Origin of the sequence: Holdemanella sp. MSK.7.32 (assembly GCF_024460475.1) — a bacterium.
Taxonomy (GTDB): Bacteria; Bacillota_I; Bacilli_A; order Erysipelotrichales; family Erysipelotrichaceae; genus Holdemanella.
Map to the genome: position 1 here is coordinate 1 of NZ_JANFYN010000021.1, position 25,611 is coordinate 25,611.

Genomic DNA, 25,611 nt, shown 5'->3' on the forward strand with positions numbered 1-25,611 from the left:
CCCCTTAAATTCTTGGAGAGCAAATTCACATAACCCCATCCAAATTTATTGCGCCTTTTCTAATAGTTCTACAACCATTTGGGTTTGTTCCTTATACATTGTATAAGCTTCTTCATCCTTATTTAGAATGATATCCATAAAGTCCTGACACTCATACAACATGTGATTTGGTTGTTCAATACTGATTTTTTCTCTTGTATCCATAGCTTTTTTGCCAATCTGATCTTTTTTCGGCATATCAAAATAAACATCTTTACATACGCCACTGCTTGCACCAGAGACAATAATCGTTCCTTGATCCCCTTGTACATATACTGCATAAGGGCTTGAACAATCTTTAGCACCAGTACAAGTTGCGATAAAATCGGGATACTGCATAATAATAATTCCACTTGTATCAATGCCGTTGTATCCAACATTTTTAAAATAATGAAGCTCATTCGGCTTACCAAACATTCCCGTCACAAAATGTAAATTATATACATTTATATCCATTAAAGCTCCACCATTGAAGGCTGGATCAAAGGCATTTGTTTGAACATGATCTTTATACTTTTGATACTTCGATGAATATTGTGAGAAATTACACTGAACCATCTTGATATCTCCGCAATTCGACAAATTTTCTTTAATAATTTTATAATTTGGCAAATGCACATTTGTGATAGCTTCAAAAATATAGACACCCTTTTTTTCAGCTATTTCAAATAGTTCATTACACTCTTTTAAAGTTGGCGTAAATGGTTTTTCATTAATAACATGCTTCTTATGTTCCAACGCCATTTTTGATTGTGAATAATGTAAAGAGTTTGGACTTGCCACATACACAATATCCACATTTTCATCATTCAACATTTCTTCCATATCCGTGTAATACTTTTGAATCCCATGTTTTTCGGCAAATTCTTTAGCACGCTTCTTTGTTCTAGAATATACACAATATAAATTGTATCGACCATCTAAACGCATAGCTTCAATCATGCGATCTACTATAACACCAGAGCCAATCGTTGCGACATTCATCATGCTTTTTCTCCTTTATTTTTTACCCAGTTATTTTCTTTTTTCTTCTTTTGTTTTTTTGTTTTACGATAAATGATAAAGCGAACTCCATCCTCGCTGTTTTCACCTTTCACAATATAGTGGTTGGCCTTACAAACCTTAGAAACAATGGATAATCCGAGTCCGAAACGTCCACCTTCGCCTTTTTCATAAGGTCTAAATAAAGATTGAATGCGATCTTCAGGCATCTTTGGACCATCATTACTAATACACAACCAGTCTTCTCTTACTTCAATCTTAATGTAAGATTTCGCATAACGGAATGCATTTTCCATAATGTTTTCAATGGCTACACGCCACGCTTCAATCAAACCATCAAAAAAGACTTCTTCTACATCTGTAATCACTTGAATTTCAGGGCGAATCACGGCTGCATTTAAAACAACCTGTTCCACAACATCCTTCATATTTGTGACTACACCCTCAGCATCACTTGCCACCAAGTATTCAACACGATTCATATATAATAAAGAATGTACTTTATTTTCTAATCTCTGTGCATTATCTAAGATGACATCAACACTGCTTTCCAAAGTTCCATAAGGATAGATACCATCTTTAATAGATTCAGCGTACGATTTAATTGTCGCAATCGGCGTTTTTAAATCATGCGAAATATTATGAATCATATCTTCTTTGGCTTTATCCTGCTTTTTCAATTCATCATTCATCTTCACAATCGCAGTCGCCATTTCACCAATTTCATCATCACGATTTAAATGAAGTTCTACTTCTTTTCCATCTTTAATTTGTTCAATATAATTTCGAATTAAATTCAAAGGATGAATAATAGAGAATACCCACATTAAAATAATCAGGAATACAATCATAAACGCAATCACAATAACGTATACCGTAGAATCAATCAATGAATCTCTAAATTGTGTCGCATACGTATCATCCATAAAACTCGCCAAAATTATACCGTCATGACAATAAATCAAACGATAATAATACTTCGAATTTGCGACTGTAATCGTTCCCTGTAGTGCTTCTTCATTTTCAGAATTCATTTGTTTGGATTGATCTAATAAATATTCATATACTTTATGATTCACTGGTTTTCTTTTGGAACTCTGATTTGAGAACACATTCATTTTACCATCTTGAATAATACAGTTTGTTTGAACACTGTCACTCGCTAAGAAAGCATAAATGTCATCTATACTATCGGTTTGTTTCGAATCCACTAATCCAACGATCGGTGTTTGTCGATTTAAGATCAGTTCATACATTTGTTTAGTAATGGTTCGATCAATATTATCGCTGACAAACACAAAGAAAAACATGATAAAAAACATCAAAACCGTCAAAATAATCGTTAAAATTTGTCGTGTTAATGACATTTTTTGAAAATAAAAGGAAGGTCCCTTCATAAAATATCACCTCATCATAAACATTTTACCATAAGAAAAAGAAAAGGGGATACATTTGTATCACCCTAAACGATATCCATATCCATAGATTGTATGAATGTTTAAATTTGGAAGTTTTTTACGCAAACGACGCAAAGTATCATCTACGACACGATCACTACCAAAGTAGTTTTCATCCCAAACATTTTCAAGAATTTTATCACGTGAGAAGGCAATTCCTTTGTTTTTGATAAACATCATCAACAAGTCAAATTCCTTTGTCGTTAATTCAATTTCTACATTGTCCGCATAGATTTTTCGTTGTTCTTCATCCAATTCATATCCATCAATGCTAATGCGATTATTATCATCACGATAAGCACGCTTAATGATATTGTTGACTCTTAATACTAATTCTTTGGGTGAAAATGGTTTTGTGATATAGTCATCGCAACCTTTCTCTAATCCAATAATACGGTCAAATTCTTTATCACGCGCAGACATAAAGATCACTGGTGTTTCTGGTCCTTGAAGACGAATTTCTTCAATCAAGTCAAAACCAGATTTGTCATCCAACATAATATCTAAGATCCACAAATGCACATCATCATCCGCAACATGTGCACTTGCCTCTTCGTATGTATAGTAAGAATGAACCTCATATCCTTCTTTTCGTAAGTATTGGGCAACTAGATTATTGATATCCTTCTCGTCTTCAACAATACTAATGACTCTTTTCATTGGGCCACCCTCTTTCTAAAAATTATTTTCTTCTAAGAAATCTGTAACACGCTTAACATATTGAGCACATAACTCATCTGTTTTCGCTTCCACCATGACACGAATCAATGGTTCTGTCCCGCTTGGACGAACTAAGATACGTCCTTCATTTCCTAAATCATTCGCAACTGAATCTACAACTTCTTGTAGTTCTTTACTTTCTAGACATGCATTCTTATCTTTAACAGTCACATTCTTTAATAACTGTGGATAAATAAACAATCCTTCACTCAATTCCTTCAATGATTTTCCTGTAGCTTTCATGATTTCTAGAATCTTTAAAGCCGTCATTAAACCATCACCCGTTACTTCATGTTCTAAGAAAATGATGTGTCCACTTTGTTCTCCACCAACCCAGTAGTCATTCTTCTGCATTTCTTCAAATACATACTTATCTCCTACTGCCGTTTGAATATAATCAATCTTATTGGCATCTAAAGCCTTATATAAACCTAGGTTTGCCATAACCGTTGTGACAACCATATTCTTGTTTAAATGATTGATTGATTTCATATAACGAGAACAAATATATAAGATGTAGTCTCCATCGCAAAGCTTTCCATCTGAATCCACCATGATCAAACGATCAGCATCGCCATCAAATGCCAAACCAATATCATAGTCCCCTTCACGCATCATTCTTTGTAGTCCTTCAGGATGTGTAGATCCACACTTATTGTTGATATTGATTCCATTTGGCGAATTGTTGATGGCATCTACTGTAGCACCTAAAGAATCCAATGTTTCTACCGCTGTACTTGTCGCAGACCCATTTGCCAAGTCACAAAGAATTTTCATACCAGATAAGTCTACAGGAACACATTCTTTTAACCAGCTCATATAGATTTCTAGTCCATCTTCCCATTCGAAATATTCTCCAATGTGATCTCCAGTCACTAGATCTAAATCGGTTAAGCCATCCATATATTTTTCAACTTCAAGAAGAAGTTCTTCTTCCATCTTCTCTCCATTGTGGTTAAAACACTTGATTCCATTATCATAATATGGATTGTGACTTGCACTTACCATGATTCCACAATCAAAGCGTTCTTTACGAACCAAATAAGAAATAGCCGGAGTTGGACATACACCTAATAAATAGACTTGAGCCCCCATGCTTGTAGCACCTGCCGCAAGCCCTAATTCAAACATGTCTCCACTAAGTCTTGTATCTTTACCAATCAAGATTTTCGCATGTTTTTCTTTTCCATAATACCAACCTAAATATTGTCCAATCTTAATAGACATATCTAAAGTTAAACCTTCATTCGCTCTTCCACGAACTCCATCTGTTCCAAAATACTTACCCATTACTCTGAATCCTCCTTGTCTAATGATGTATTTTTAGCTAATTTCACACTTGCATGTACTGTCTCTGGTGATAATGTAACATTTACTCGATTACCCTTCGCATCATAAGCCGCCAACGCTGCATTAGCCTCAAAATCTTGAATTTGACCTGTACAGTCAATCAACGCCTTCACAATTCGAATTGAATTCAATTGATTCTGGCTTGCCGTAATCTTAACTGTCATCACATCTAATGTAGGTGTTTCAAAATCAGTTACCTTTTGGTTTGATCCCACCAACAATTCTGGTTGGATTGTGAATGATTTTGTAACTTTTTTAGAAAGTGTAACATCAATTGTAGCAGGATCTACAACAGCTTCAATTTTTTCTGGCAAATTCTTTACCTTTAAATTGATGATATTTTCACCTTCCGAATATTTTTTCAAGTCAGCTACGACTTGCACACTACCCTTTGAACGGAATACCTGAATACTTGTCGCATCTCCAGTTAATGAAACATCTACTGTACTTGGCACACCAGCCACATCATATTTATCTGTATCTGCGAGTACTTCAACAGCTACATTTCTTAGATCCACAGTTGTTCTTGTATCGTTGAACAATTTTAAACTAATATCTTCATAGTTGATCACAACACAAATCATGATGGATAAAACCAAAGAAATAATTACAGATCCTTTTTTATCAAATAATACACGGTCTACGAGTTTACTAACTTTTTGAAATATCAAAGTCAGTAAACCACGCAACTCATTAAACCATACAGAAGGGCTCTTCTTATTTGGAGATTCCATGTTGACTGCCCTCCTTTTTCTGTTCATATAAATTCACAATTTCGATTGCCTTCACACGCTCATCCTTATTTGCGTCCTCAGTCTGCTTTTTAGCACGTTTCCCCATGGACTTGGCCTGAGACAACATAGGAACAAGAATTGAAGACGGATTTTGACTTGATTCTGTCACTAACATATTTGTTAGATAACGCTGTAAACCTTCTGGTGGATATTGCGTTAACTGGCCATTGACCGCAACTGAAATATTTCCTGTTTCTTCACTCACAATAATTGTTATTGAGTCTGTAATTTCACTGATACCAACAGCCGCTCTATGTCTTGCTCCATACTTACTAGGAAGATCCTTTGTGGTTGGAGGAAAATAAGCTGCTGCACACGCTATTTTATTCCCCTGAATAATAACGGCACCATCATGCATTGGTGTTCCATACTGAAATATTGTTCCTAATAATTCAGTTGAAACTTCTGAATCCATCACAATTCCTGTACGAATAAAATCGGACAAGCTCTGTGTTCTTTCGATAGAAATCAAGGCTCCTGTCTTTGATTTTGACATTTCTGTACATGCCTCTACCAATTCATTGATCATTTGTTGAATTTGTGAAACGGAGACATCCGTTGTTAAGATGGCTGTTGTTTTACCAACTTTTTCCAACATACCACGAATTTCAGGTTGGAAAACAACCAAAATAACGACAACTCCCCAATTCAAGAACATTTCAATCAAATAATTTAAAGCATTTAAGCCTAGCCATACAGCTAAAGCCTTGATTAAAACGATAATCAATACACCCTTCACTAGTTGGATCGTACGTGAATTATTACGCACAATTCTTAGTCCAGAATATATCAATCCCCATACTACTAAAATATCCAATAATAATCGAATTAGGAATGTAATATCAGATAAGCTGAAACTCATCTAAAATACCCCCTTATTTTATTTATAAATTTTTTGAAATTAAATCACTTACTGAATCATACTCAACTTGAGCATGTGCTTTTACATCTTCATCTGCATACGACATAACTGAACCATGCACACCAAATTCAATCAACGGAATATCATTATGTCCATCACCAATTGTATATACATCTTCTTCTTTGATATTCGCATATTCAATCAAGAAATCTAAACCTGTCGCTTTAGAAATTCCCTTTGGTACAATATCAACAACGAAATTATTTGGATAAGCAACAACTTGTTCATAATACAAATCATTGATTTTACTTGCCACTTCTAAAGCTGAATCTGTATCTTCCATTGATAATACGATCTGCGCAAAATGTGTCATATCCAATAATTCGGCTTCCGTAACATCTGGTTTTAAATTTGGATAACGATGATCCACTGCATCTGGCTGCAATACAATACGATGACGGTGAATTCCATCATTTACAACATAACTAATCACAGTGTCTAATTTTTTTACATTATGTAAAATGTCTACACAAACATCAAAATTTAAATAATTTGATAATAAAACATTTCCATTCTCATCAAAAACCATACCACCATTATTTGTGATCAAGTAATCACATGGTAAATTAAATAATTTGATTTGCGCATCAATCGATTCTTTAGAACGACCCGTCACAATCACGAATTTGTTCCCCTTATTTTTCCATTCTTCAATCGATTTTAAATCTTCTGGCATTACATCCTGTGCATAACGTAATGTACCATCATAATCTGTAGCTAAAAGCTTCATGTATAATTCCTCAACTTTTCTATTTACTATGATTTTATCACATAATTTTAATAACAAGCAATATTACTATCCGTCCTTGATTCACATCCTGCAACATAGACACCATTTTCTAATCGAATAATGACTTGTCCACGCCCAAACATTGCTAATTCGGGCTCTATTTCAATGTCATGACCACGTTTCTTTAATTCAGTAATTATATTCTCATCAAAGCCTGGCTCAACAATAAATTTCATATTCTCTATCCACTGAAAACGTTTGGCATCTAAAGCCATCTGTGGATTTAAATGAAAATCAATCATGTTTGTGACAACTTGCATATGTCCCTGCGGCTGCATATAACCGCCCATTACACCAAAAGGGCCAACGGGTTTATCATCTTTTGTCAAAAAACCTGGAATAATTGTATGATACGTCTTTTTATGAGGCATCAAGTAATTCACATGAGATGGATCTAAACTAAAATCATATCCACGATTTTGTAAGGAAACTCCATCTACGACAATGCCACTACCAAATCCCATATAGTTTGATTGAATATATGAAACCATATTGCCATCTTTATCTGCTGTGCACAAATAGACTGTACCAGAGCCATGCGGCTTATCTACCCTTGGTGGCAAAGCCAAATGACCAATTTGACTCGCTCTTTGTTTACCATAATCAACACTTATCAAATCATCCACTGGCATATTCATACATTTAGGATCTGTAACATATTCTTTGGCATCCGCAAAAGCCATTTTTAAAGCTTCCATCTGCGTATGAATACAATCCACATCTCTATCTTTAAATTGAAAATTATTTAAAACATTCAAAGCCATTAAAGCCACAATGCCCTGTCCATTAGGAGGTAATTCCCACACTTGATAGCCATGATAATCTACATGAATTGGATTGACCCATTCAACCTTGTGATCTTCTAAATCTTGTTTTCGTAAGAATCCACCAAATCTTTTAGATTCTTCATCAATACGATCTGCCAATTCTCCATAATACAAAGCATCTGTATTTGTATCAGCAATCTTTTCTAGTGCATCCGCAAGTTTTGGCATGCAAATCATCTGTCCTGGTTCAGGTGTTTTTCCATCAAAAGTAAAAGTATCATACCAGCTCTTAAACTCCTCACTATTTGGAATCGCATTTAATGCCTTTTTCCACATACGAGCAATCTCTGCACTGACTGGATATCCATTTCTTGCATAATCAATGGCCGGTTCTAATAACTTTTTAAACGGCAAAGAACCAAATCTTTCACTTAAAGCTTTCCAACCCTTGACTGCACCAGGCACCGTAACTGGAATCCATCCTCGTTTTGGAATTTCATCCACTTTATCTGCCGAAATCGCATATGGAGAATGACCTGAACTATTCATGCCATACATCTTATTTTTCATCCACACAATCGCAAATCCATCGGATCCAAGCCCGTTTGAGCATGGTTCTACAACCGTCAAACAAGCTGCCGTCGCAATGGCCGCATCTACGGCATTTCCACCCTGCATAAGCATTCTTAAGCCAGCTTGTGTAGCTAAATTATTTCCTGTGCAGACAACTCCGTTTCGTGCAATCACATTCGTTCTTTTGGATGCGAATGGATTATCATAATAGTTAATTTCCATATCTTCATCACCGAGACAATTATACAAAAATTAGAGCAGACATTCCATCTGCTCTGATTTATTTATTCACTTTTTTTAAACCGGATAACTTTTCTACCTTATCCAATTTTTTTATCATCCGCATTATGATTTTATTCTATTCATTTTCCTTAAGCATTTTCTCAAGTATGACCATATATGAGTATCTTTAAGTTCCATGATTTAGATTGGATGATATTCTTAACATTCCAAGTACTCTATCCTTTTTGTGATTATTCACTCGATAAAAACCCTTTATCTAAATCCTATTTCCTTTTCTTGTTAAGTTCCACTGAATGTTTTTTCTAGAATTCCTCTAGCTTAACCTTTGGAGCCTTCTCTCCATAGCTTCAACTTTTTATAGTTAAAACTTTCCGTTTCAACTCTATGTTATTGTCATCTTCTCACCGCTCTCTTTTTGTCTTAAGAGAAGTTTTCTCTGCTCTTACTTCTCTTTACACTTTCATTATAACCAACAAAATCAAAAAGAAAAGGCAAGTGGTAAAACTCGCCTTTTTTCTGGTAAAACCGGTTATTTCATCGATATCTTTCGCTTTTTTCCTCTCGAAACAGGAATCAGAACCTTGTTTATAAGCTCAACTTCATCTTTATACCAAGCCACAATATATTTAGAATTCACAATATAGGATACGTGTACTCGTAAAAAGCCGAACTCTTTAAACACTTCTTCCAGTGCATTCATACTATCGCGCTTATGAAAAACGCCTTTTTTTGTATAGAAATACACCATCTTTTCATTCTTTTCCAAATAGTAGATATCTTCATACGAAAGATTCATACGAACTCCATCATAATTAAATTCATACACATGACTTTGAATACATTGCGAACGAATCATTTGATCATAAGCTGAAATGTCATCTGCGATATTTTCTTTTGAAATATAGAACACACGACTTCTTTCATCATCGCCGCGCGTCTTAATTGGATTTTCACACACATAAATCACAATCGCATTGGGATTATCATGTACAAATACACTTTCAATACGACTCGTCTTAAACATTTCATCAAACACAAATAATTGATACTCTTCTTCCTTCATTCGTTTTGCCAGATCACTCGCCTTTAAGTAATGACGAAAACACCAATCCTCATGCATAAACAATTTAGATAATTGAAAAACGATGTCCTTAGTTTCTTTTTCATATTCTAATATGGCTACTTTTATCATACTTATAATTATAAAGAGTGAACGCATTTTTATCAAATGTAAACCATTTCAAAATATTATTCTTTAAAGTCACGAATTAAAATCAAATCCTTAACAATTTCTTTTGCGCTAATTGATAAAATGATTTCTCCCTTTTCTTTAGTTGCACCCTTTGGATCTCCACCAATCCCAATTGGTTTTTGCTGCTCAGTTACCCAATCCGATGCAAGCCAAGACAAATGTGCTTTCATAGCTGTATTTTTAGGAATACCCTTTTCACTTGTTTCTAACTTAACTAAGCTTTCATCAATCGCCATGACCATGGAAGTTTCCATTTCTCCACCATGAAAATCAAATGTGTTTCCTTTAGAAATCGTTGCCTTTACAGCTGGATGATCAAAGGCTCCTGAGTTTAATACAAATGGATACACTTTAAAATCACTTCTTACTTCTCTAGAAATCAAATTTGCGACCGGTGCATTTCCACCATGACATACAAGAAAAGCCATTTTTTTAAAGCCATGATGAGCTAGACTTTCACATATGTCATACAACATATGATAGTAAGTCATAGGTTTAAATGTAATGGATCCACAAAATTCTTTATGTTCCGTGCTCAATCCGACTGGAATGACTGGAAACAATAATAGATTTATGTCCTCGTCCTTTAACTCTTTTTCAATATAGTCACACATAGCTGTGGCAATGAGTGTATCCGTACCAAGTGGTGCTTGATTTCCATGTTGTTCTAATGCACCTAATGGAATCAAAACAATTGTGTTTTCTCGATCGACTTGTTCCATTTCTAAACGTGTTAATTCTTGATACTTACAAATCATACTTATTTTGCCTCATAAATAAACTTAAAGCTTGGACGAATGGCTGCCAATCTTTCCATCAAGAAATATCCAATGATGTAGTTAGCTGAGATTTTGATCAAGTTAAATGGAATTGTCGCAAGCGCAATAAATGAAGTTAAATCTTTAATACTTGGATTTACAGAACCTACCATCTGCACAACAGAATCTAACGGCATTCCCATAGCTTTGGCATATAGTGGCAAAGTAATACATGCATTACAGAAACATGCGAATACGGTACGAATTAGAATTCCAACAATTAAAGAGACAATAACAGCTTTTCTTGTCTTATTCATCTTCTTGTACACAAACCATGTTGGTAAAATAAATAGAACAATGCCTAAAAGATTTGCGAGTTCACCCACATAAGCTGTATTTGTTCCTACTGTCACAACTTTTACAACTAATTTAATAACTTCTACTAAAGTGGCAGATACAGGACCTAAACTAAATAGAGCAATAATACTTGGTACATCACTAAAATCAATCTTGTAGAATGGTGGCATCATTGGTAAAGAAAATTCCAGTGACATCAAAGCTCCTGCAAGACCTGCAAGCATCGCCGTTAATACAATTGTTTGAACATTCCATTTTTTCATCTTTTTACCTCCTTTTGATTCAGACAAGCTCTTTCAAAAGGAAAACCCCAAGAAAAATCTTCTCGGGGTCTAAAAAATACAAAAAATACTTTTGTGTCTTCTACCATCCAGACTATACTGTCGGTCTTGGAATTACACCAAGTCAGCCACTTGCGTGGGTCGCGGACTTTTACCGCCGGTAGGGAATTACACCCTGCCCCGAAGAACTCATTGAATCTATGTTCGCAAATAAAATAACACATAATCTTCCATCATGCAACTAATTTGTTTATTTTTTCACAATATCAAATTTATCTTGCGAAAAACAAGGACATACATTTTCACACGAAGCTATGACAGAACTAGCTAAATGACTACCTATCTTCATAGCCTCAAGCATACTCTTACCATAAGTTAGTCCAGCACTTGTCCCAGCACAAAATGCATCTCCTGCTCCTGTTGTATCCTTTACCTCGATTTGACGAGCCTGACAAAAGCCACTTTCACCGTTGTGTTTCACATATAAAGATCCCGCTTCACCAAGTGTTACAATCAAAGAGTTAAATTCTGATTGCTGCACTTCATCAATCAATGTATGACTTAATTCTTCTGCTGATATCTCTTTAAAATCTCTTGAAAAAAGAATACTCGATTCTAATTGATTACAGATCAAACAATCAAATTGCTTCAAAAGATCTTTTCTTTCAATCGCAATATTCATATTGCTGACAACACCAAATAATTTTTTATTATGTTTTTGACATAAATAAACAACTTTTTCAACAATTTCCTCATCCATATCTATTTCAGCCACCACAGAATCGCTATTTTCAATAATTGTGTCTCCATTTTCTTCTAAAATTGAATAGATTGGCATTAAATTCGGACGATGAGATATTGAACCCGCTAATTCTCCATTATGATCAAAAACAGCTAGCCATGTACCCATACCGTTTTCGATAGATTTCATATAATCTGTATTCACATTTCGATTTTGCAATCTCTGTTTAACATCTTCTCCTAATGCCGTATTATCAACAATACTAACAAATGTTGAGTTTAAACCTAAATTTGCAATATCTTCTACAACATTTCGTGCTACACCACCATGAATATACTCAATATATCCTGCATTTCTCCCATCAGGAACATATATATCTTGTGGAAAGCCTTTAATATCCACAAAAATCGCACCTACTACGACAATTCCATTCTTTTTTTGAATCACGTTATTTTTCACCTTTCATCTCAAACAAGATATCTCTTAGTTGCGCCGCTCTTTCGAAATCTAAAGTACGAGCTGCCTCTTTCATTTCCTGTTCTAATTCTTTGATCATCTTTTCCTTTTGTTTTGCCGGCAACTTTTTCTTCTTCAAATACTTAGCTGCCATTTCCTTAGTTTCCTTAGAACGAACTACATCGTGGATTGGTTTGATGATTGTCTTAGGAACAATACCATGTTTTTCGTTGTATTCCATCTGAATCGATCTACGTCTTGCGGTTTCATCTATGGCTTCCTGCATACTTTCCGTAATTTTGTCGGCATACATAATAACTTTACCTTGGGCATTACGTGCCGCACGACCAATAATCTGAATCAATGATCGTCTTGATCTCAAGAAACCTTCTTTATCCGCATCTAATATCGCAATCAAGCTGACTTCTGGAATATCCAAACCTTCTCTTAATAAGTTGATACCTACAAGCACATCGTATTTACCTTGGCGTAAATCATGAATGATCTCCGTACGTTCAATCGTTGTAACTTCATGGTGTAGCCACGCTACTTTTAAATCCATATTTTTTAAATACGAAGTTAAATCTTCGGCCATACGAACCGTTAGCGTCGTAATCAGAGTTCTTTCATGTTTTTCAATGCGCTCCTTGATTTCATCTACTAAGTCATCAATTTGACCTTCAATAGGACGCACTTCGACTTCCGGATCTAAAAGACCTGTTGGACGAATAATTTGTTCAACAATTTCCCCATGCGTTTGATCCAGTTCATAATCTCCTGGTGTTGCGGATACAAAGATGGCATTTTTAATCAACCCCTCAAATTCATTAAAACGCAAAGGTCGATTATCTAAAGCACTTGGAAGTCTAAAGCCATAATCTACCAATATTTGTTTTCTTGCGCGGTCTCCATTATACATGCCACGAATTTGTGGTAAGGATACATGACTTTCATCTACCACAAGTAAGAAATCATCTGGAAAATAATCAAATAGTGTATACGGTCTTTCGCCTGGTTTTCTGCCATCAATATGCCTTGAATAGTTTTCAATACCTGGACATACACCAAATTCCCTTAATGCTTCTATATCGTAGCGACATCGTTGTTCCAAGCGCTCTTTTTCTAATGGTTTACCCTGCTCATCAAAATAAGCCAATCTTTCATCCAATTCTTCTTGAATTGTCTCTGCTGCATGATTGATAATATCCATACTTGTCGCATAGCCGTTAGCTGGATAAATAATATATAACTGATAAGACTGATTGACATGTCCTGTTACTGGATCGACTTCACAGATTCTTTCCACTTCATCATCAAACATTTCAATACGAATCAAATAACGATCCGTATGTCCTGGTGTGATTTCAATGACATCCCCACGTACTCTAAAAGTCCCTCTTAATGGATCTGTATCATTACGCTTATATTGTTGATGTACCAATGCTAGCATCAATTCATTTCTTTCAATGATCTGTCCACTTCTTAAAGTAAAGATCATATGACGATATTGTTCTGGATTACTAGCACCATAAATAGAGGCAACACTAGCTACAATAATCGTATCTCTTCGTTCTAAAACACTATTTACAGCTGCCATTCTAAGCATATCCAATTCTTCATTGGTCTTTGTGTTTTTGTCAATATATGTATCTGTTTTTGGCAAATAGGCTTCTGGCTGGTAATAATCAAAATAAGAGACGAAATATTCCACACGATTATGTGGAAAAAATTCTTTAAATTCAGAATACAACTGTCCCGCCAAAGTTTTATTATGTGCAAACACCAAGGTTGGTCGATTCACTTGGGCAATCACATTCGAAATTGTAAATGTTTTTCCAGTTCCTGTAGCTCCCAACAATACTTGAAACTTTTTATCTTCTTTTAAACCAGAAACCAATTCCCTAATAGCTTCTGGCTGATCTCCACTCGGTTTATATTCAGATACTAATTCAAACTGATTTTCCATATGCTCACATCCTTCACATATATATAATACACAAAAGTAGGTTAATACTTACTTTTGTGCCTCTTCTATCGCTTTTTGTCTTTGCGTATCATCACTTGGTGTTTCATTCATCTTCAACAATACTTTTTCCATCAAAAGATCCCACGTCTTTTTATCACAATCTCCCGTTACTTCTAAACGATTGTCCTGTTGAAAACTTGCCAAAGCTTGAGAGCTGGTATTTGAAAAATATGTATCTGTTCGATCCACATCATATCCTAAATACTTCAGATATACTTGTAAAGCCTGGGCATTATCGTCCACGCTGTCTTTTTTGATGACATCCTTTTTCTTGACTTTATAATAGGACGTTGTCTTCACTTCTCCAAGTTTTACTTCAACATCTGGTTTAAAACCCTTCTTGTTGATACTTGTACCTTTTGGCGTATACCAACGTGCCACTGTATACTTAAAACTTGTTCCATCTGAGAATGGTACTGTAACTTGTTCGGTACCTTTACCGTAAGATGTTGTTCCTACCGTAGTCACTGTATCCCCTAAATTATCTTTTAAAGCACCAATCAAAACTTCGGCTGCACTTGCCGTATTTTCATTTTGTAGAACAACAATCTTATCCATTTTTACTTGATTGAATTCATCTTTTGTCATTTGTTTAGTGAACTTGCCATCTTTATTTTTTTCCTTGAAGACAACTGACTTTTTAGGAATCAAAGAACTCGAAATTTCCAATGCCGCATTTAAATAGCCGCCACCATTATTACGTAAATCTAAGACCAACTTTTTAATTCCCGCTTCTTGTAGGCGAGACATTGCCTTTGAGAAATCTTTGCCACTATTTTCTGAGAAACTCGTTAGAATAATTTCTCCATAATCTTCGTATACGTTACATACGACCGTTGAATCAAAAGTACCTGGAATCAAATTTGTCGTATATTCTTTTCCATCACGAAGATATTTTGTCTTAACATTCTGCCCTTCATGCGCCTTAATATATTTAATGATTGTGTCTGAATCATTTTCACTACATTTTAAATCATCTAATGAAATGATCTCATCTTGGGGTTTTAAGCCTTTCTTATCCGCTGTTGAATTGATGTATACGTTGGATACAACGAAGTTTTTATTTTCATTTAAATAAAAGGAGATTCCTAATCCTACATTACTTCCTTCAAGACTGCTTGAAAAGGCTTTGGCTTGTTCTAAGTCAAAATAGTTTGTATGAGCATCTTGATCTAGAGTTGTCATTCCATCAATAGCTTGTTCCATAAGTTTGGAATCCAAATTTTTGATTTTATTCGAATAATACCAATCTGAATTCAAAATTGAATAAATGGTATCAAATTTTTCTTGTTCTTTACTATTTCCTGTCGTTTTTTTATTTAAAATAACTGGTACACTTATGCCTGCGCCAAAACATGCAATGCATAGTAGTGTAATCAATATTGTTTGACTTTTTTTTCTCATAAGCTCATCCTGTTCTAAAACAAAATGGGACGAATCATTCGCCCCAATAATTCCATATAGAAAGTATACGAAACAATCCTTTATTCTGCAATGTTTTTATCGTTTCATTTTCAAATATTTTCTTGCCGCAAACAAGGATGCGAACCCACCAATCAAGGCTCCCGCAAGAATGATAGAGAGTCCTACTTGAAAGCTGATTGTACTTGGTTTAAATAGGGCAAACATAGGTGTGAATAGTTTTCCGCCTAAACTTTCGTACAGCTTTTCATATCCAAAATGCACCAATAAATATGGAATGATAGATCCAAGTAGTCCAATAAAAATACCTTCGACAATGAATGGATTACTGATGAAACCATTCGTTGCACCTACTGTACGCATAATAATGATTTCATCACTTCTTGAATCGATTGTCGTTCGAATCGTGTTATAAATCAAATATAAAGACAATAGAATCAATAAAGCAACAATGCCTAAACCAATCTTTTGAATCATATTCAACATGTCTACTAAACTTGTAACGCTGTCTCCTCCAAAAGCCGTGCTGGATACGCCATCAATTTTTTGAATCTGCGCACTTGTTTTACGGATAGAAGAAGCATTCTTTACATAAACAAAGAAAGCATTGGATAAGGGATTTGTTTCTCCTCGATAGGCTTTAAAAGCATCTCCCTTTTCTTTGATCATAAGTTCAAGTTCATCATCTTTAGAAGATACTTCTACCTTTGAAACATTCTTCAATTTAGATATTTCACTCTGAATACTTGATATAGCTGTTTCATCATCAATATCCTCATTTAAAATAACGTGAATACTCAAATCTTTTTGAACATCATTGGAAAAATAATTAACGTGTAATCCAATAATCAATATCGAACCAATCAAAAGTAGGGTAATGCCAATGGCACTAATGGCAGAAAAGCACAACATAATATGTCTTTTCATTTGGAGAAAGGCATACTTCAATTCGTATAAAAAAGTACGTAAACCGTTCATCATAAACTCTTATACCCACCTTTATTCGAATCGTGAATCACATATCCTTTATCTAACATAATCGTACGTTTTTTAAACCGGTCAACCAATACTTTATCATGTGTAACCATCATGATTGTTGTATCTAGTTTTTGGTTGATCTTTTCTAATAATGAAATAATTTCTAAACTCTTTTCGGGATCTAGATTTCCTGTTGGTTCATCCGCAATCAAAACTTTTGGTTTATTCGCAATGGCACGGCCAATCGTTACACGCTGTTGTTGTCCTCCAGATAATTCGTCTGGATAACTTCTAGCCTTTTCTTTCAAATCAACAAGCTCTAATACTTCCATTACACGTTTACGAATTTGTTTGCGTGGCATACCCACAACTTCTAGGGCAAAGGCAATATTTTCAAAGACAGTTAATTTTGGAAGTAAACGATAATCTTGAAATACGCAGCCAACATTACGTCTATAGTATGGAACTTTTCTATGTTTTAAAGCCCCTACATTAATACCATCTACAATAACTGTACCTTCATCTGGAACTTCTTCTCCATTTAGCACTTTGATCAATGTAGATTTACCAGAGCCTGTGGCTCCAATCACATAAACAAATTCACCTTTATCAATATGTAAATTTACATGATTTAAAGCATGTACTCCATTGGGATATGCTTTTGAAACATCTTTTAAATCAATCATAATGTTCCTCCTAACTAAAGAACTTTTCTGGTCTTTCCCTGCAAGGCGCTGCTTTACCAGCTTCACAAGAAGTACCTGTGCCTGACCAGCCTGTTCCCCACGCAAAATCAGCACCCGCACTAAAACGGGCTACCGCATCACTTACAGACATTGAACCTAGATTATAGACTTCAACATGTGTATGTGGCCCACTTGAATTTCCTGAATTTCCCGATAACGCGATTGCTTGTCCTTGTGAAACGCTTTGTCCTGCACTTACGTAGATTGTTTGCGACAAGTGACAGAAACTTACGGCATAAAGTGTATCATTCACATTACACAACATTTCTATTGTGTTTCCACCACCATAAGGATATCCTGACCAGTTACCCAAATAGCCTGAGTTGCTTCCTACAGGGGCTGCGGCATATAAAATAACACCACTTGCCGGAGCTACTACAGTTGTACCAATTGGAGCTGCCCAATCGAGTCCTAAGTGCATGCCTCCACCAGGATATGCCCATGTACCTGCACTTTTACTTCCACCTTGTACAGGATGTATAAATCCAGATACGGATTCAATCGATCCTGAGAAGTTTGTTGAAATCACAAAGTCTCGAATGCTATTCATGTCCACTTGTGCGGAACGTTTCTGTGCTTCTAATTCTGTAATTTTTTTCTGATATTCTTCAACCAGTTTATTATAAGATTCCTCTAATTCACTGGCCTGCTTTTTTTGCGATTCTAATTCTGCCTTTTGACTTTTTGCGTCTTCATCTAGACGTTTTTGTTCATCTTGCTGCAAAACAAGTTCTTTCTTTAATTTATTTAACTTTTTAATTTGCGACTGATCATCTTCTGTGATTCTTTCAACTCCAGAAATACGACGAAGCATATCACTTAAACTATCTGATCCCATGATCAAGTCTATAATCATATTGGTTCCAATCGTTGTTTGTTCATTTTTCATGCGATTTTCGATTTGTGCGTTCCAAGCATCAATTTCAGCTTGTTTTGCCTGAATCTTCTCTTCCAATTCTTTAATGTTGTTTTCAATCAATTCAATCGATTTTTCTTTTTCACTTATCTGCGTTTGTAGATTGGAAACCAATTCTTTTTGTTCCTTGGCAAGCTGCTCCATTTTTGTCGTATCACTCTGCAAAGAAGCTATGCTCGAAGTATAAGCTTCAATACTGTTTTGCAGACTTTGTTTACGATTCTTCTGATATTCCTGAAATCCCTGACAAGCTTTTACGCCAGCTTGTGAAGTTTGTGCCTGACTACACTTGGCATACCAGGCTTCTGTATCAGAATAGTCTTCTGCTGAAACAGGCATGATTAATGAGCAGGCCATAGCTAAACTTAGAAAACCTGCACAGAATTTATATTTTCTCATCGTGTCCACCTCAAATATTTTCTAACGGCTAAATAACTTCCTAGCATTCCTACAACCATTCCAATCAAAAGAATGCCGCCTGAAGTACACAATACAAATGGATATGGTTTCAGCATACTCATCATGTCACTAAAAAACATACCATTCATTACGTGGTAAAGTCCTGTATAGCCAAATATACAAATCAAAACAGGGCCTAATGCACCCCAAAAGCCGATAAAGATTCCTTCTAATACAAACGGTAACGAAATATACCAGTTATAGGCACCAACTGTTCGCATGATCGCAATCTCATCTTTTCGTACTAAAATTGTCATTTTAATAGTATTTCGAATCAAGAATACGGCAATCAAAACCATCAATCCAACAAAGATACTTCCCCATACACGGATATTTTTAAACAGTTGAATCATCGTGTTGATAGCACTACCTCCATATGTAGCTTGAACAACACCATCCATTTTTGAAATTTTCTTTGTCACTTTTGAAATTTTTGTGTTGTCTTTTAATTCCACATTCAAAACGTCATATAAAGGGTTCTTGTCCTCTCCCTTATATTGTTTAAACATCGCCCCATTTTCTTTGATCAACGCATCCAATTCCTCTTCTTTACTTGAATACGTTACTTTTTTTACGGAAGCAAGAGATGAAATTGAATCGGATAATTCACTAATTTCTTCATCTTCTAGTGTTGGATTTAAAGAAACTTGAATCATAAATTCATTTTCAATTTGACTCGTAAATCCTCCGACATTCATATAAATCACAAATATAAACAAAGCCATTAATAAAGCAATGCCAATCGATACAATGGAAGAAAAGGTCATCGAGAAATGACGGTGCATATCTTTATTGGCACTGCGTACTAGTCTTGGTAAACTCTTAAAAAACAGTAACATTTTTATCACCTACATCACTAATTATAACATACCTATCAAATCAGCCTACAAATCACAAAATTTCACACACACCTTCATTCTAATCCTTTCATGTGAAAATAATATTAAAGCAGAAAAAAAAAGATCGATTTCTCGATCTCTTATAAACTTTGACCTACTGCATCTGCCTTTTTAATAGCGGTAATAAACTCTTCTTTTGTGAATGGGAAAGGTGCATTTTTCCACTCATTTGTTTTTGTAGCCGCTTCAGTCAAAGCTTCTAAATGGCTTTCATCCAAGTCCACATCAGCTAAAGTCACTGGTAAGCCAATTGATTTATTGAATTTTGCCATTTTCATTAAATTTTCTTCATCTTTGGCATATGCATACAATACTAATACACCAAAAGATACAACTTCACCATGTAGATGGTGCCCATCACGTGCAATTGAGCAACTACCATTATAGAAGGCATGCGCAATGCTTGAATTATAATAATATTCTGGTTGGTTTGTTAAGTTTGAAACATATCCAGTAGATACGACAATATCCAAGGCAATAGCTTCGATTGCAGCTGAATTTGTATCATTTTTACAATCTTCCATACCTTGTTTACCATATTTCAATAATGGTGCAGTACAAGTTTTCGCTAATGCCAATCCCATTGTAGCTGTATGATCTAAAGTTTTACCCTGTGTTGCAAATTCTACTTCACATTGTTTAGACAACGCATCTCCAATTCCTGCCCAAAAATATTCACTTGGTGCTTTTGCGATAACATCTGGATTAATAAAGATGTGTGCAGGACAATGAGGATATGAATAGTGGTCCAATGCTCCGTTATCATCATATACTACGGCAATAGCTGTAGCGGCCGAACAGTTTGAACAGATTGTTGGAAATGAGAAAACCATTTTGTCATTCATTTCAATGGATGCAGTTTTACAAGTATCGATAGCTTTTCCTCCACCAATCGCAAAGATAACATCGGCTTCTTGTACGTTTGGATTTGAAGTCAATTTATGTACGTTCGTCATAGTACATTCAATACCATATACAATTGAATCTGTAATAATAATATCAGTCTCTTTAATGGCTTCACGAATTCTTGGCTCAGCAGCTGCCAAAGCTCTTTTACCGCCAATCAATACAACTTTTTTAACGTTGTATTTTTCACATACACCTGGGATTTCGTTGTAACAACTTTCTCCGACTGAATAATTAGACATTTCAATTGTTTTCATAAACTTCTACTCCTTCTTTTACTTCAACACTTTTTGTATGATAATTCTTGTATACACCGACCGTTAAGAATGGAACGATAATGATTGCGATAGCTAAATATCCACAATATCCATATCCATATTTAATAATATTTGTTAATCCGGCTAAAGAAATTGTCATGGATACAATAATAATAAATGCAGATACAATAATTCTTTTCTTTACTGGATTTTCTACATTCTTTAAAACACGAATATTTTCAAAGCGAGCCACAAATCCGAATGTTGTTGTTACTGCTGTAGAAATTAAGCAAAGTAATAAACAAATACCATATACAACAACCATCCAGTTTGCATTCATCGCATTTAAACTTGTCAATGTAGGTAGAGTTGTTTCTCCATAAACATTCTTCCAAGAAATTAACATCAATACACTTAAAACTAATGCAACAGCATTCATCACAAATGAGATCCACATTGCTTTTGAACAAGATTTTCGATCTGGTAAGATAGCTCCACATGCTACGATCGTTGGTAATGTCACACATTGAAAGCCTGCATATGTAAATGCATTTAAGATGGCTTTAGGCATATTCATAAAACCATTTATAGTAAAGTCATTTGCTAAAATAGCCCCAATATTTTGACCTTTCATGATTCCCATACCATAAATAACAATGGCTGTTACCAAAATAGCCATACCCATATATGTACTTGCCATACGAACTACGTTGGCTCCAAAAATTGTTAAACAAAGAACAACAATTCCAACCGCAACGACACAAGCATAATAATTAAATCCAAAGTATTGTTGTAATGCACTTGCAGCTCCACTAATAGCTGCTGCAACTGCCATCAAAACCATGATATTAAAGAAGATCTCAAATAAAATTTCCAACTTATCGAATGGATGATATAAGTTTTCAAACAATTCCTTTGCGCTTGTCAAATTTCTCTGGTTATACATCACCATGGCTTCTCGCATTGTCAATATCAATAGCAACATAGCTATTATGGCACTCACAATACCAGTCCATCCTAAACCTACATAATATGTATTTGCCTGATTTCCTGTGGCAAATCCACCTCCAGCATGTGCTGAGAATAATACAGCGCCTACCGAAAATATCGCCATTTTTCCAACTTTTTGTGCTTTCATACTTTTCCTCCTATAGCGTGCACAACAAGCTAACAAAAAAACCAATCGTTTCTTGCTGCCTGTTTAGACAGAAGAGACGAAAGGTTAGAATTACAATACTTCCGCGGTACCACTCTTCTTCATTCATTTAAGAATGCACTCATTTCAGATGCTATCACATCCTGCTTTATTAACGTTAAGCCTACGTTCAAGTCTTATCAACCTGACCACTCCATGGTAAGTTCAAAGTTTGATCTTTCATGTCTTGCACCAACCGACAACTCTCTAACAAAGACTTTCCTTTTACTACTCCATTTCCTTGTGTTTTGTGCGTTTATAATAACACCACATTTTCATTTATGCAAGCATTTTCTTACATTTATTTTCAGTAAATCTGAATCTACGTTTTACATCCATCAAAAAAAGGTACGCATTACCCATGTATACCTTCAATTTCTATTAATTTTTCTTTCCTCTTAATTCCACCTGCATATCCAGTTAAATACCTGATTTGATCCAAACAATCTAAAGATAATTTATATTTTATTATAAAGTTTTAAATTTTCTGTTATAATGTATTTGGCATTGAAAGATAAGAAAGAACCCCTAGGGACTGCAATCCCTAGGGGTTCGCTTTTTTTGGATTCGGCATGAAAGATAATACTGCTTCTACTTAACAGCGACTATAATAGCTAACGTCACTAAAAGTATGACGTAAAGCATCACAAGATACTCCACAAGTAGTACTCTGCACATTCATGCCAAACCGCAACATGTTTGTGCCTTTTCCTTTCATAGAAAGACTTTTGCTTCCTCCTCAAAAAGTACACACGCGTATGCACTTTTCATTATACAGAAGCAATGTGAAAACAAAATTAAATCTCATTCTTTTTTTCTAATTTTAATAAATATTCTTTTCTTTCGATTCCACCTGCATATCCAGTTAAACTATTATTGGATCCAATCACTCTATGGCAAGGAATCAAAATCGAGATTTTATTATGTCCTACAGCACTTCCCACCGCTTGTGCTGACATTGATGGAGAAATCATTCTTGCGATGTCTTTATATGTCATAGTTTTACCATAGGGTATTTTAAGAAGAAGTTGCCAAACTTTACTTTGAAACTTTGTTCCAATTAGATGCATTTTAGGCAAAACTTTTGGTTCCTTACCACTAAAATAAAGATTCAACCATTCTTTTGTTTCTTTTAAAACAGCCATTTCTTTTTCAACAGGGTCTATCAAACCATCCGCATAATATTTTTGATTTTCAAACCAAACGCCAATCAATCCAATTTCATCGGCAGCCAATAACATTTTACCTAATGGTGAATCATAATATTGTATATACATAACCCATCCTTTATACAGAAAAAAAGCCATCCGAAGATGACTTACTTTTTAAAATTGGTGGAGCGTATCGGGATCGAACCGATGACCCCCTGCGTGCAAGGCAGGTGCTCTCCCAGCTGAGCTAACACCCCATATCTTCAGCAAATGGTGGGCCTGAATGGACTTGAACCAACGACCTCACCCTTATCAGGGGTGCGCTCTAACCACCTGAGCTACAGGCCCATTCGCTGAATGCCCATTTAATATACCATGTGATTTTATATTATGCAAGTCTTTTTTTGATTTTTTTTAAATATTATAATTAATCTAGTTTTAGACATCAGTATTGTCAATTTAATAATTATAATCTTATAAAATGGAGGTAGCTTATGAGTCAAATAAAATGTCCCAATTGTGGAACTGTATTTCAGGTGGATGAGAGTCAATATCATGAAATCTTACAACAAGTTCGTAATGAAGAATTTGAAAAAGAATTAAATGAAAGACAAAAAAATTCAAACCAAATTATTCAATCTAAACTTGAAAAAGAGTATGAAGCTAAATTAAGTCAGAAAGCCTTAGAAATCAAAGAGCTTCAGGCAAATAAAGAACAAGAAATCATTTCTTTAAAAGAACAATTAAAGTCAACTGAACAAATTATCAAGAGTGAAACTGAAAAAGCTTATCAAGAGCAATTAAACAAGAAAGAGCTTGAAATCAAACAGCTGCAATCGGGTTTCAATCAGAAACAAAGTGATAAAGAACAGGAAGTCATTTCATTAAAAGAAAAGCTAGAAGCAAGTACGCAGTTAACGAAAACTGAAACACAAAAAGAATATCAGGAGCAGTTAAATCAAAAAGATTTAGAAATATCTAAGCTCAATGCCAAATTAGAACAGATTCTTTCACAGAATAAGATCAACGAATCTAAGACTGAACAAGAATATAAATTGCAGTTGCAGGCAAAGGAAAATGAAATTCAAGCTCTAAAGAATGACATTTCAAATAGTGAAAAGGTATTAAAGGCAAATCTAGAAAATACATACCAATCAAAGCTAAATGAAAAGAACCTTGAAATCCAGTCTTTAAAACAAGATATGGATAAGGCAAAGGTTGAAAATGAATTGAATGTAAAGAGTATTAAACAAGATCTACAAAATCAAATCGAACAGGATAAAATGAAATATCAGCTTCAAGAAAAGAGTTTGCAGGAAAAATACGACACTTTACTACAAACTAAAGATGAGCAAATTGCCTACTATAAAGATTTTAAATTAAAACAGTCTACTAAAATGATTGGTGAATCTTTAGAACAACATTGTGAAATAGAATTCAATAAACTTCGTGCAACAGGCTTTCAAAATGCATACTTTGAAAAAGATAATGATGCTCGCACAGGATCAAAGGGTGACTATATCTATCGTGAGTTAGATGAGAATGGAATTGAAATCATTTCCATTATGTTTGAAATGAAAAACGAAAATGACAAAACGGCTACAAAACATAAGAATGAAGATTTCTTAAAAGAATTAGATAAAGACCGTAATGAAAAGAATTGTGAATATGCTGTTCTTGTTTCTATGTTAGAGCCAGAAAACGAATTATATAACACGGGTATTGTTGATAAATCCCATCGCTATCAAAAGATGTACGTAATTCGTCCGCAGTTCTTTATTCCAATGATCACCATTTTAAGAAATGCTGCATTGAATTCTTTACAATATAAGAATGAATTGCAAGAAGTAAGAAATCAAAATATTGATATTACACATTTTGAAGAAAGCATGAATGATTTTAAACAAAAGTTCTCAAGGAATTATGAATTAGCTTCCAAAAAATTCAATACAGCTATCGAAGAGATTGATAAAACTATTTCACATCTTCAAAAGACAAAAGAAGCCTTACTATCAAGTGAGCGACAATTACAGTTAGCTAATAATAAAGCAGAAGATTTAACCATCAAGCGTTTAACACGAAATAATCCTACAATGAAGCAAAAGTTTGATGAATTAAAGAAAGATGACAAATAAAGGACATTTCCAATACAG

At 34.8% G+C, this 25,611-nt stretch carries 22 protein-coding genes, 2 tRNA genes, 1 riboswitch and 1 other annotated feature; of the genes, 1 reads left to right on the plus strand and 23 read right to left on the minus strand.

Going from position 1 to position 25,611, the window contains the following annotated elements; translation table 11 throughout:
• Nucleotides 1–45 precede the first annotated feature (45 nt).
• The 23 genes from NE544_RS06405 to NE544_RS06515 form a co-directional block, all read right to left on the minus strand.
• A complete protein-coding gene (locus NE544_RS06405) occupies nucleotides 46–1,026 on the minus strand; it encodes a Gfo/Idh/MocA family protein (protein WP_256268750.1) in 981 nt (326 codons plus the stop codon).
• Nucleotides 1,023–2,438 carry a HAMP domain-containing sensor histidine kinase gene (locus NE544_RS06410; protein WP_118114692.1) on the minus strand — a complete coding sequence of 472 codons (1,416 nt, stop codon included), beginning with the start codon at nucleotides 2,436–2,438 and terminating at the stop codon, nucleotides 1,023–1,025. The genes NE544_RS06405 and NE544_RS06410 overlap by 4 nt, the downstream gene beginning before the upstream one ends.
• Nucleotides 2,439–2,498: 60 nt before the next feature.
• Nucleotides 2,499–3,158 carry a response regulator transcription factor gene (locus tag NE544_RS06415; RefSeq protein WP_117570991.1) on the minus strand — a complete coding sequence of 220 codons (660 nt, stop codon included), beginning with the start codon at nucleotides 3,156–3,158 and terminating at the stop codon, nucleotides 2,499–2,501.
• 15 nt (nucleotides 3,159–3,173) lie between these two features.
• Nucleotides 3,174–4,508 carry a phosphoglucosamine mutase gene (glmM, locus tag NE544_RS06420; protein WP_256268751.1) on the minus strand — a complete coding sequence of 445 codons (1,335 nt, stop codon included), beginning with the start codon at nucleotides 4,506–4,508 and terminating at the stop codon, nucleotides 3,174–3,176.
• Nucleotides 4,508–5,302, minus strand: coding sequence for a YbbR-like domain-containing protein (locus NE544_RS06425; protein WP_118115363.1), 795 nt, complete (start codon nucleotides 5,300–5,302; stop codon nucleotides 4,508–4,510). The genes glmM and NE544_RS06425 overlap by 1 nt, the downstream gene beginning before the upstream one ends.
• Nucleotides 5,286–6,224, minus strand: coding sequence for a diadenylate cyclase CdaA (gene cdaA / locus NE544_RS06430; RefSeq protein WP_118115365.1), 939 nt, complete (start codon nucleotides 6,222–6,224; stop codon nucleotides 5,286–5,288). Before cdaA ends, NE544_RS06425 begins: the two co-directional genes overlap by 17 nt.
• Nucleotides 6,225–6,246: 22 nt before the next feature.
• Entirely contained in the window at nucleotides 6,247–7,014 is a 768-nt protein-coding gene (locus tag NE544_RS06435; RefSeq protein WP_199670883.1) for an HAD-IIB family hydrolase, read from the minus strand.
• A gap of 47 nt (nucleotides 7,015–7,061) precedes the next feature.
• Nucleotides 7,062–8,636 (minus strand): gamma-glutamyltransferase, encoded by a 1,575-nt coding sequence (gene ggt / locus NE544_RS06440; protein ID WP_256268752.1) that lies wholly within the window; start codon nucleotides 8,634–8,636, stop codon nucleotides 7,062–7,064.
• 550 nt (nucleotides 8,637–9,186) lie between these two features.
• Nucleotides 9,187–9,849 carry a LytTR family DNA-binding domain-containing protein gene (locus NE544_RS06445; protein WP_118115399.1) on the minus strand — a complete coding sequence of 221 codons (663 nt, stop codon included), beginning with the start codon at nucleotides 9,847–9,849 and terminating at the stop codon, nucleotides 9,187–9,189.
• Between the two features lie 56 nt (nucleotides 9,850–9,905).
• Nucleotides 9,906–10,667 carry a creatininase family protein gene (locus NE544_RS06450; RefSeq protein ID WP_256268753.1) on the minus strand — a complete coding sequence of 254 codons (762 nt, stop codon included), beginning with the start codon at nucleotides 10,665–10,667 and terminating at the stop codon, nucleotides 9,906–9,908.
• A 2-nt stretch (nucleotides 10,668–10,669) separates the two neighbouring features.
• Nucleotides 10,670–11,287 (minus strand): ECF transporter S component, encoded by a 618-nt coding sequence (locus tag NE544_RS06455; protein ID WP_227991023.1) that lies wholly within the window; start codon nucleotides 11,285–11,287, stop codon nucleotides 10,670–10,672.
• 91 nt (nucleotides 11,288–11,378) lie between these two features.
• Nucleotides 11,379–11,497, minus strand: a riboswitch (FMN riboswitch).
• A 58-nt stretch (nucleotides 11,498–11,555) separates the two neighbouring features.
• Complete coding sequence (locus tag NE544_RS06460; protein WP_256268754.1) at nucleotides 11,556–12,494, minus strand: PfkB family carbohydrate kinase; 939 nt, start codon at nucleotides 12,492–12,494, stop codon at nucleotides 11,556–11,558.
• A gap of 1 nt (nucleotide 12,495) precedes the next feature.
• Nucleotides 12,496–14,469 carry an excinuclease ABC subunit UvrB gene (uvrB, locus tag NE544_RS06465; protein ID WP_256268755.1) on the minus strand — a complete coding sequence of 658 codons (1,974 nt, stop codon included), beginning with the start codon at nucleotides 14,467–14,469 and terminating at the stop codon, nucleotides 12,496–12,498.
• Between the two features lie 48 nt (nucleotides 14,470–14,517).
• Nucleotides 14,518–15,933: a S41 family peptidase gene (locus NE544_RS06470; RefSeq protein WP_256268756.1), complete on the minus strand. Its 1,416-nt coding sequence runs from the start codon at nucleotides 15,931–15,933 to the stop codon at nucleotides 14,518–14,520.
• A 96-nt stretch (nucleotides 15,934–16,029) separates the two neighbouring features.
• Nucleotides 16,030–16,932 carry a permease-like cell division protein FtsX gene (gene ftsX / locus NE544_RS06475; RefSeq protein WP_256268757.1) on the minus strand — a complete coding sequence of 301 codons (903 nt, stop codon included), beginning with the start codon at nucleotides 16,930–16,932 and terminating at the stop codon, nucleotides 16,030–16,032.
• Entirely contained in the window at nucleotides 16,929–17,615 is a 687-nt protein-coding gene (gene ftsE / locus NE544_RS06480) for a cell division ATP-binding protein FtsE (RefSeq protein WP_118115381.1), read from the minus strand. The genes ftsX (NE544_RS06475) and ftsE overlap by 4 nt, the downstream gene beginning before the upstream one ends.
• Nucleotides 17,616–17,625: 10 nt before the next feature.
• Nucleotides 17,626–18,990 (minus strand): murein hydrolase activator EnvC, encoded by a 1,365-nt coding sequence (locus NE544_RS06485; RefSeq protein ID WP_256268758.1) that lies wholly within the window; start codon nucleotides 18,988–18,990, stop codon nucleotides 17,626–17,628.
• On the minus strand, nucleotides 18,987–19,889 hold the full coding sequence (ftsX, locus tag NE544_RS06490; protein WP_256268759.1) for a permease-like cell division protein FtsX: 903 nt from the start codon (nucleotides 19,887–19,889) through the stop codon (nucleotides 18,987–18,989). The genes NE544_RS06485 and ftsX (NE544_RS06490) overlap by 4 nt, the downstream gene beginning before the upstream one ends.
• Before the next feature lie 140 nt (nucleotides 19,890–20,029).
• Nucleotides 20,030–21,112 (minus strand): iron-containing alcohol dehydrogenase family protein, encoded by a 1,083-nt coding sequence (locus tag NE544_RS06495; protein ID WP_118115387.1) that lies wholly within the window; start codon nucleotides 21,110–21,112, stop codon nucleotides 20,030–20,032.
• Nucleotides 21,099–22,250 (minus strand): hypothetical protein, encoded by a 1,152-nt coding sequence (locus NE544_RS06500; RefSeq protein WP_256268760.1) that lies wholly within the window; start codon nucleotides 22,248–22,250, stop codon nucleotides 21,099–21,101. Before NE544_RS06500 ends, NE544_RS06495 begins: the two co-directional genes overlap by 14 nt.
• A 69-nt stretch (nucleotides 22,251–22,319) precedes the next feature.
• Nucleotides 22,320–22,558: a binding site (T-box leader), on the minus strand.
• A gap of 546 nt (nucleotides 22,559–23,104) precedes the next feature.
• The gene (locus NE544_RS06505; protein ID WP_256268761.1) at nucleotides 23,105–23,584 is read right to left on the minus strand and encodes a methylated-DNA--[protein]-cysteine S-methyltransferase; all 480 of its coding nucleotides are present in this window, start codon (nucleotides 23,582–23,584) and stop codon (nucleotides 23,105–23,107) included.
• A 55-nt stretch (nucleotides 23,585–23,639) separates the two neighbouring features.
• Nucleotides 23,640–23,715, minus strand: a tRNA-Ala gene (locus NE544_RS06510).
• Between the two features lie 14 nt (nucleotides 23,716–23,729).
• Nucleotides 23,730–23,806: transfer RNA gene (locus NE544_RS06515), tRNA-Ile, on the minus strand.
• Nucleotides 23,807–23,952: 146 nt separating this feature from the next.
• Here NE544_RS06515 and NE544_RS06520 point away from each other — a divergent pair.
• On the plus strand, nucleotides 23,953–25,593 hold the full coding sequence (locus NE544_RS06520) for a DUF2130 domain-containing protein (RefSeq protein WP_256268762.1): 1,641 nt from the start codon (nucleotides 23,953–23,955) through the stop codon (nucleotides 25,591–25,593).
• Nucleotides 25,594–25,611: the final 18 nt, after the last annotated feature.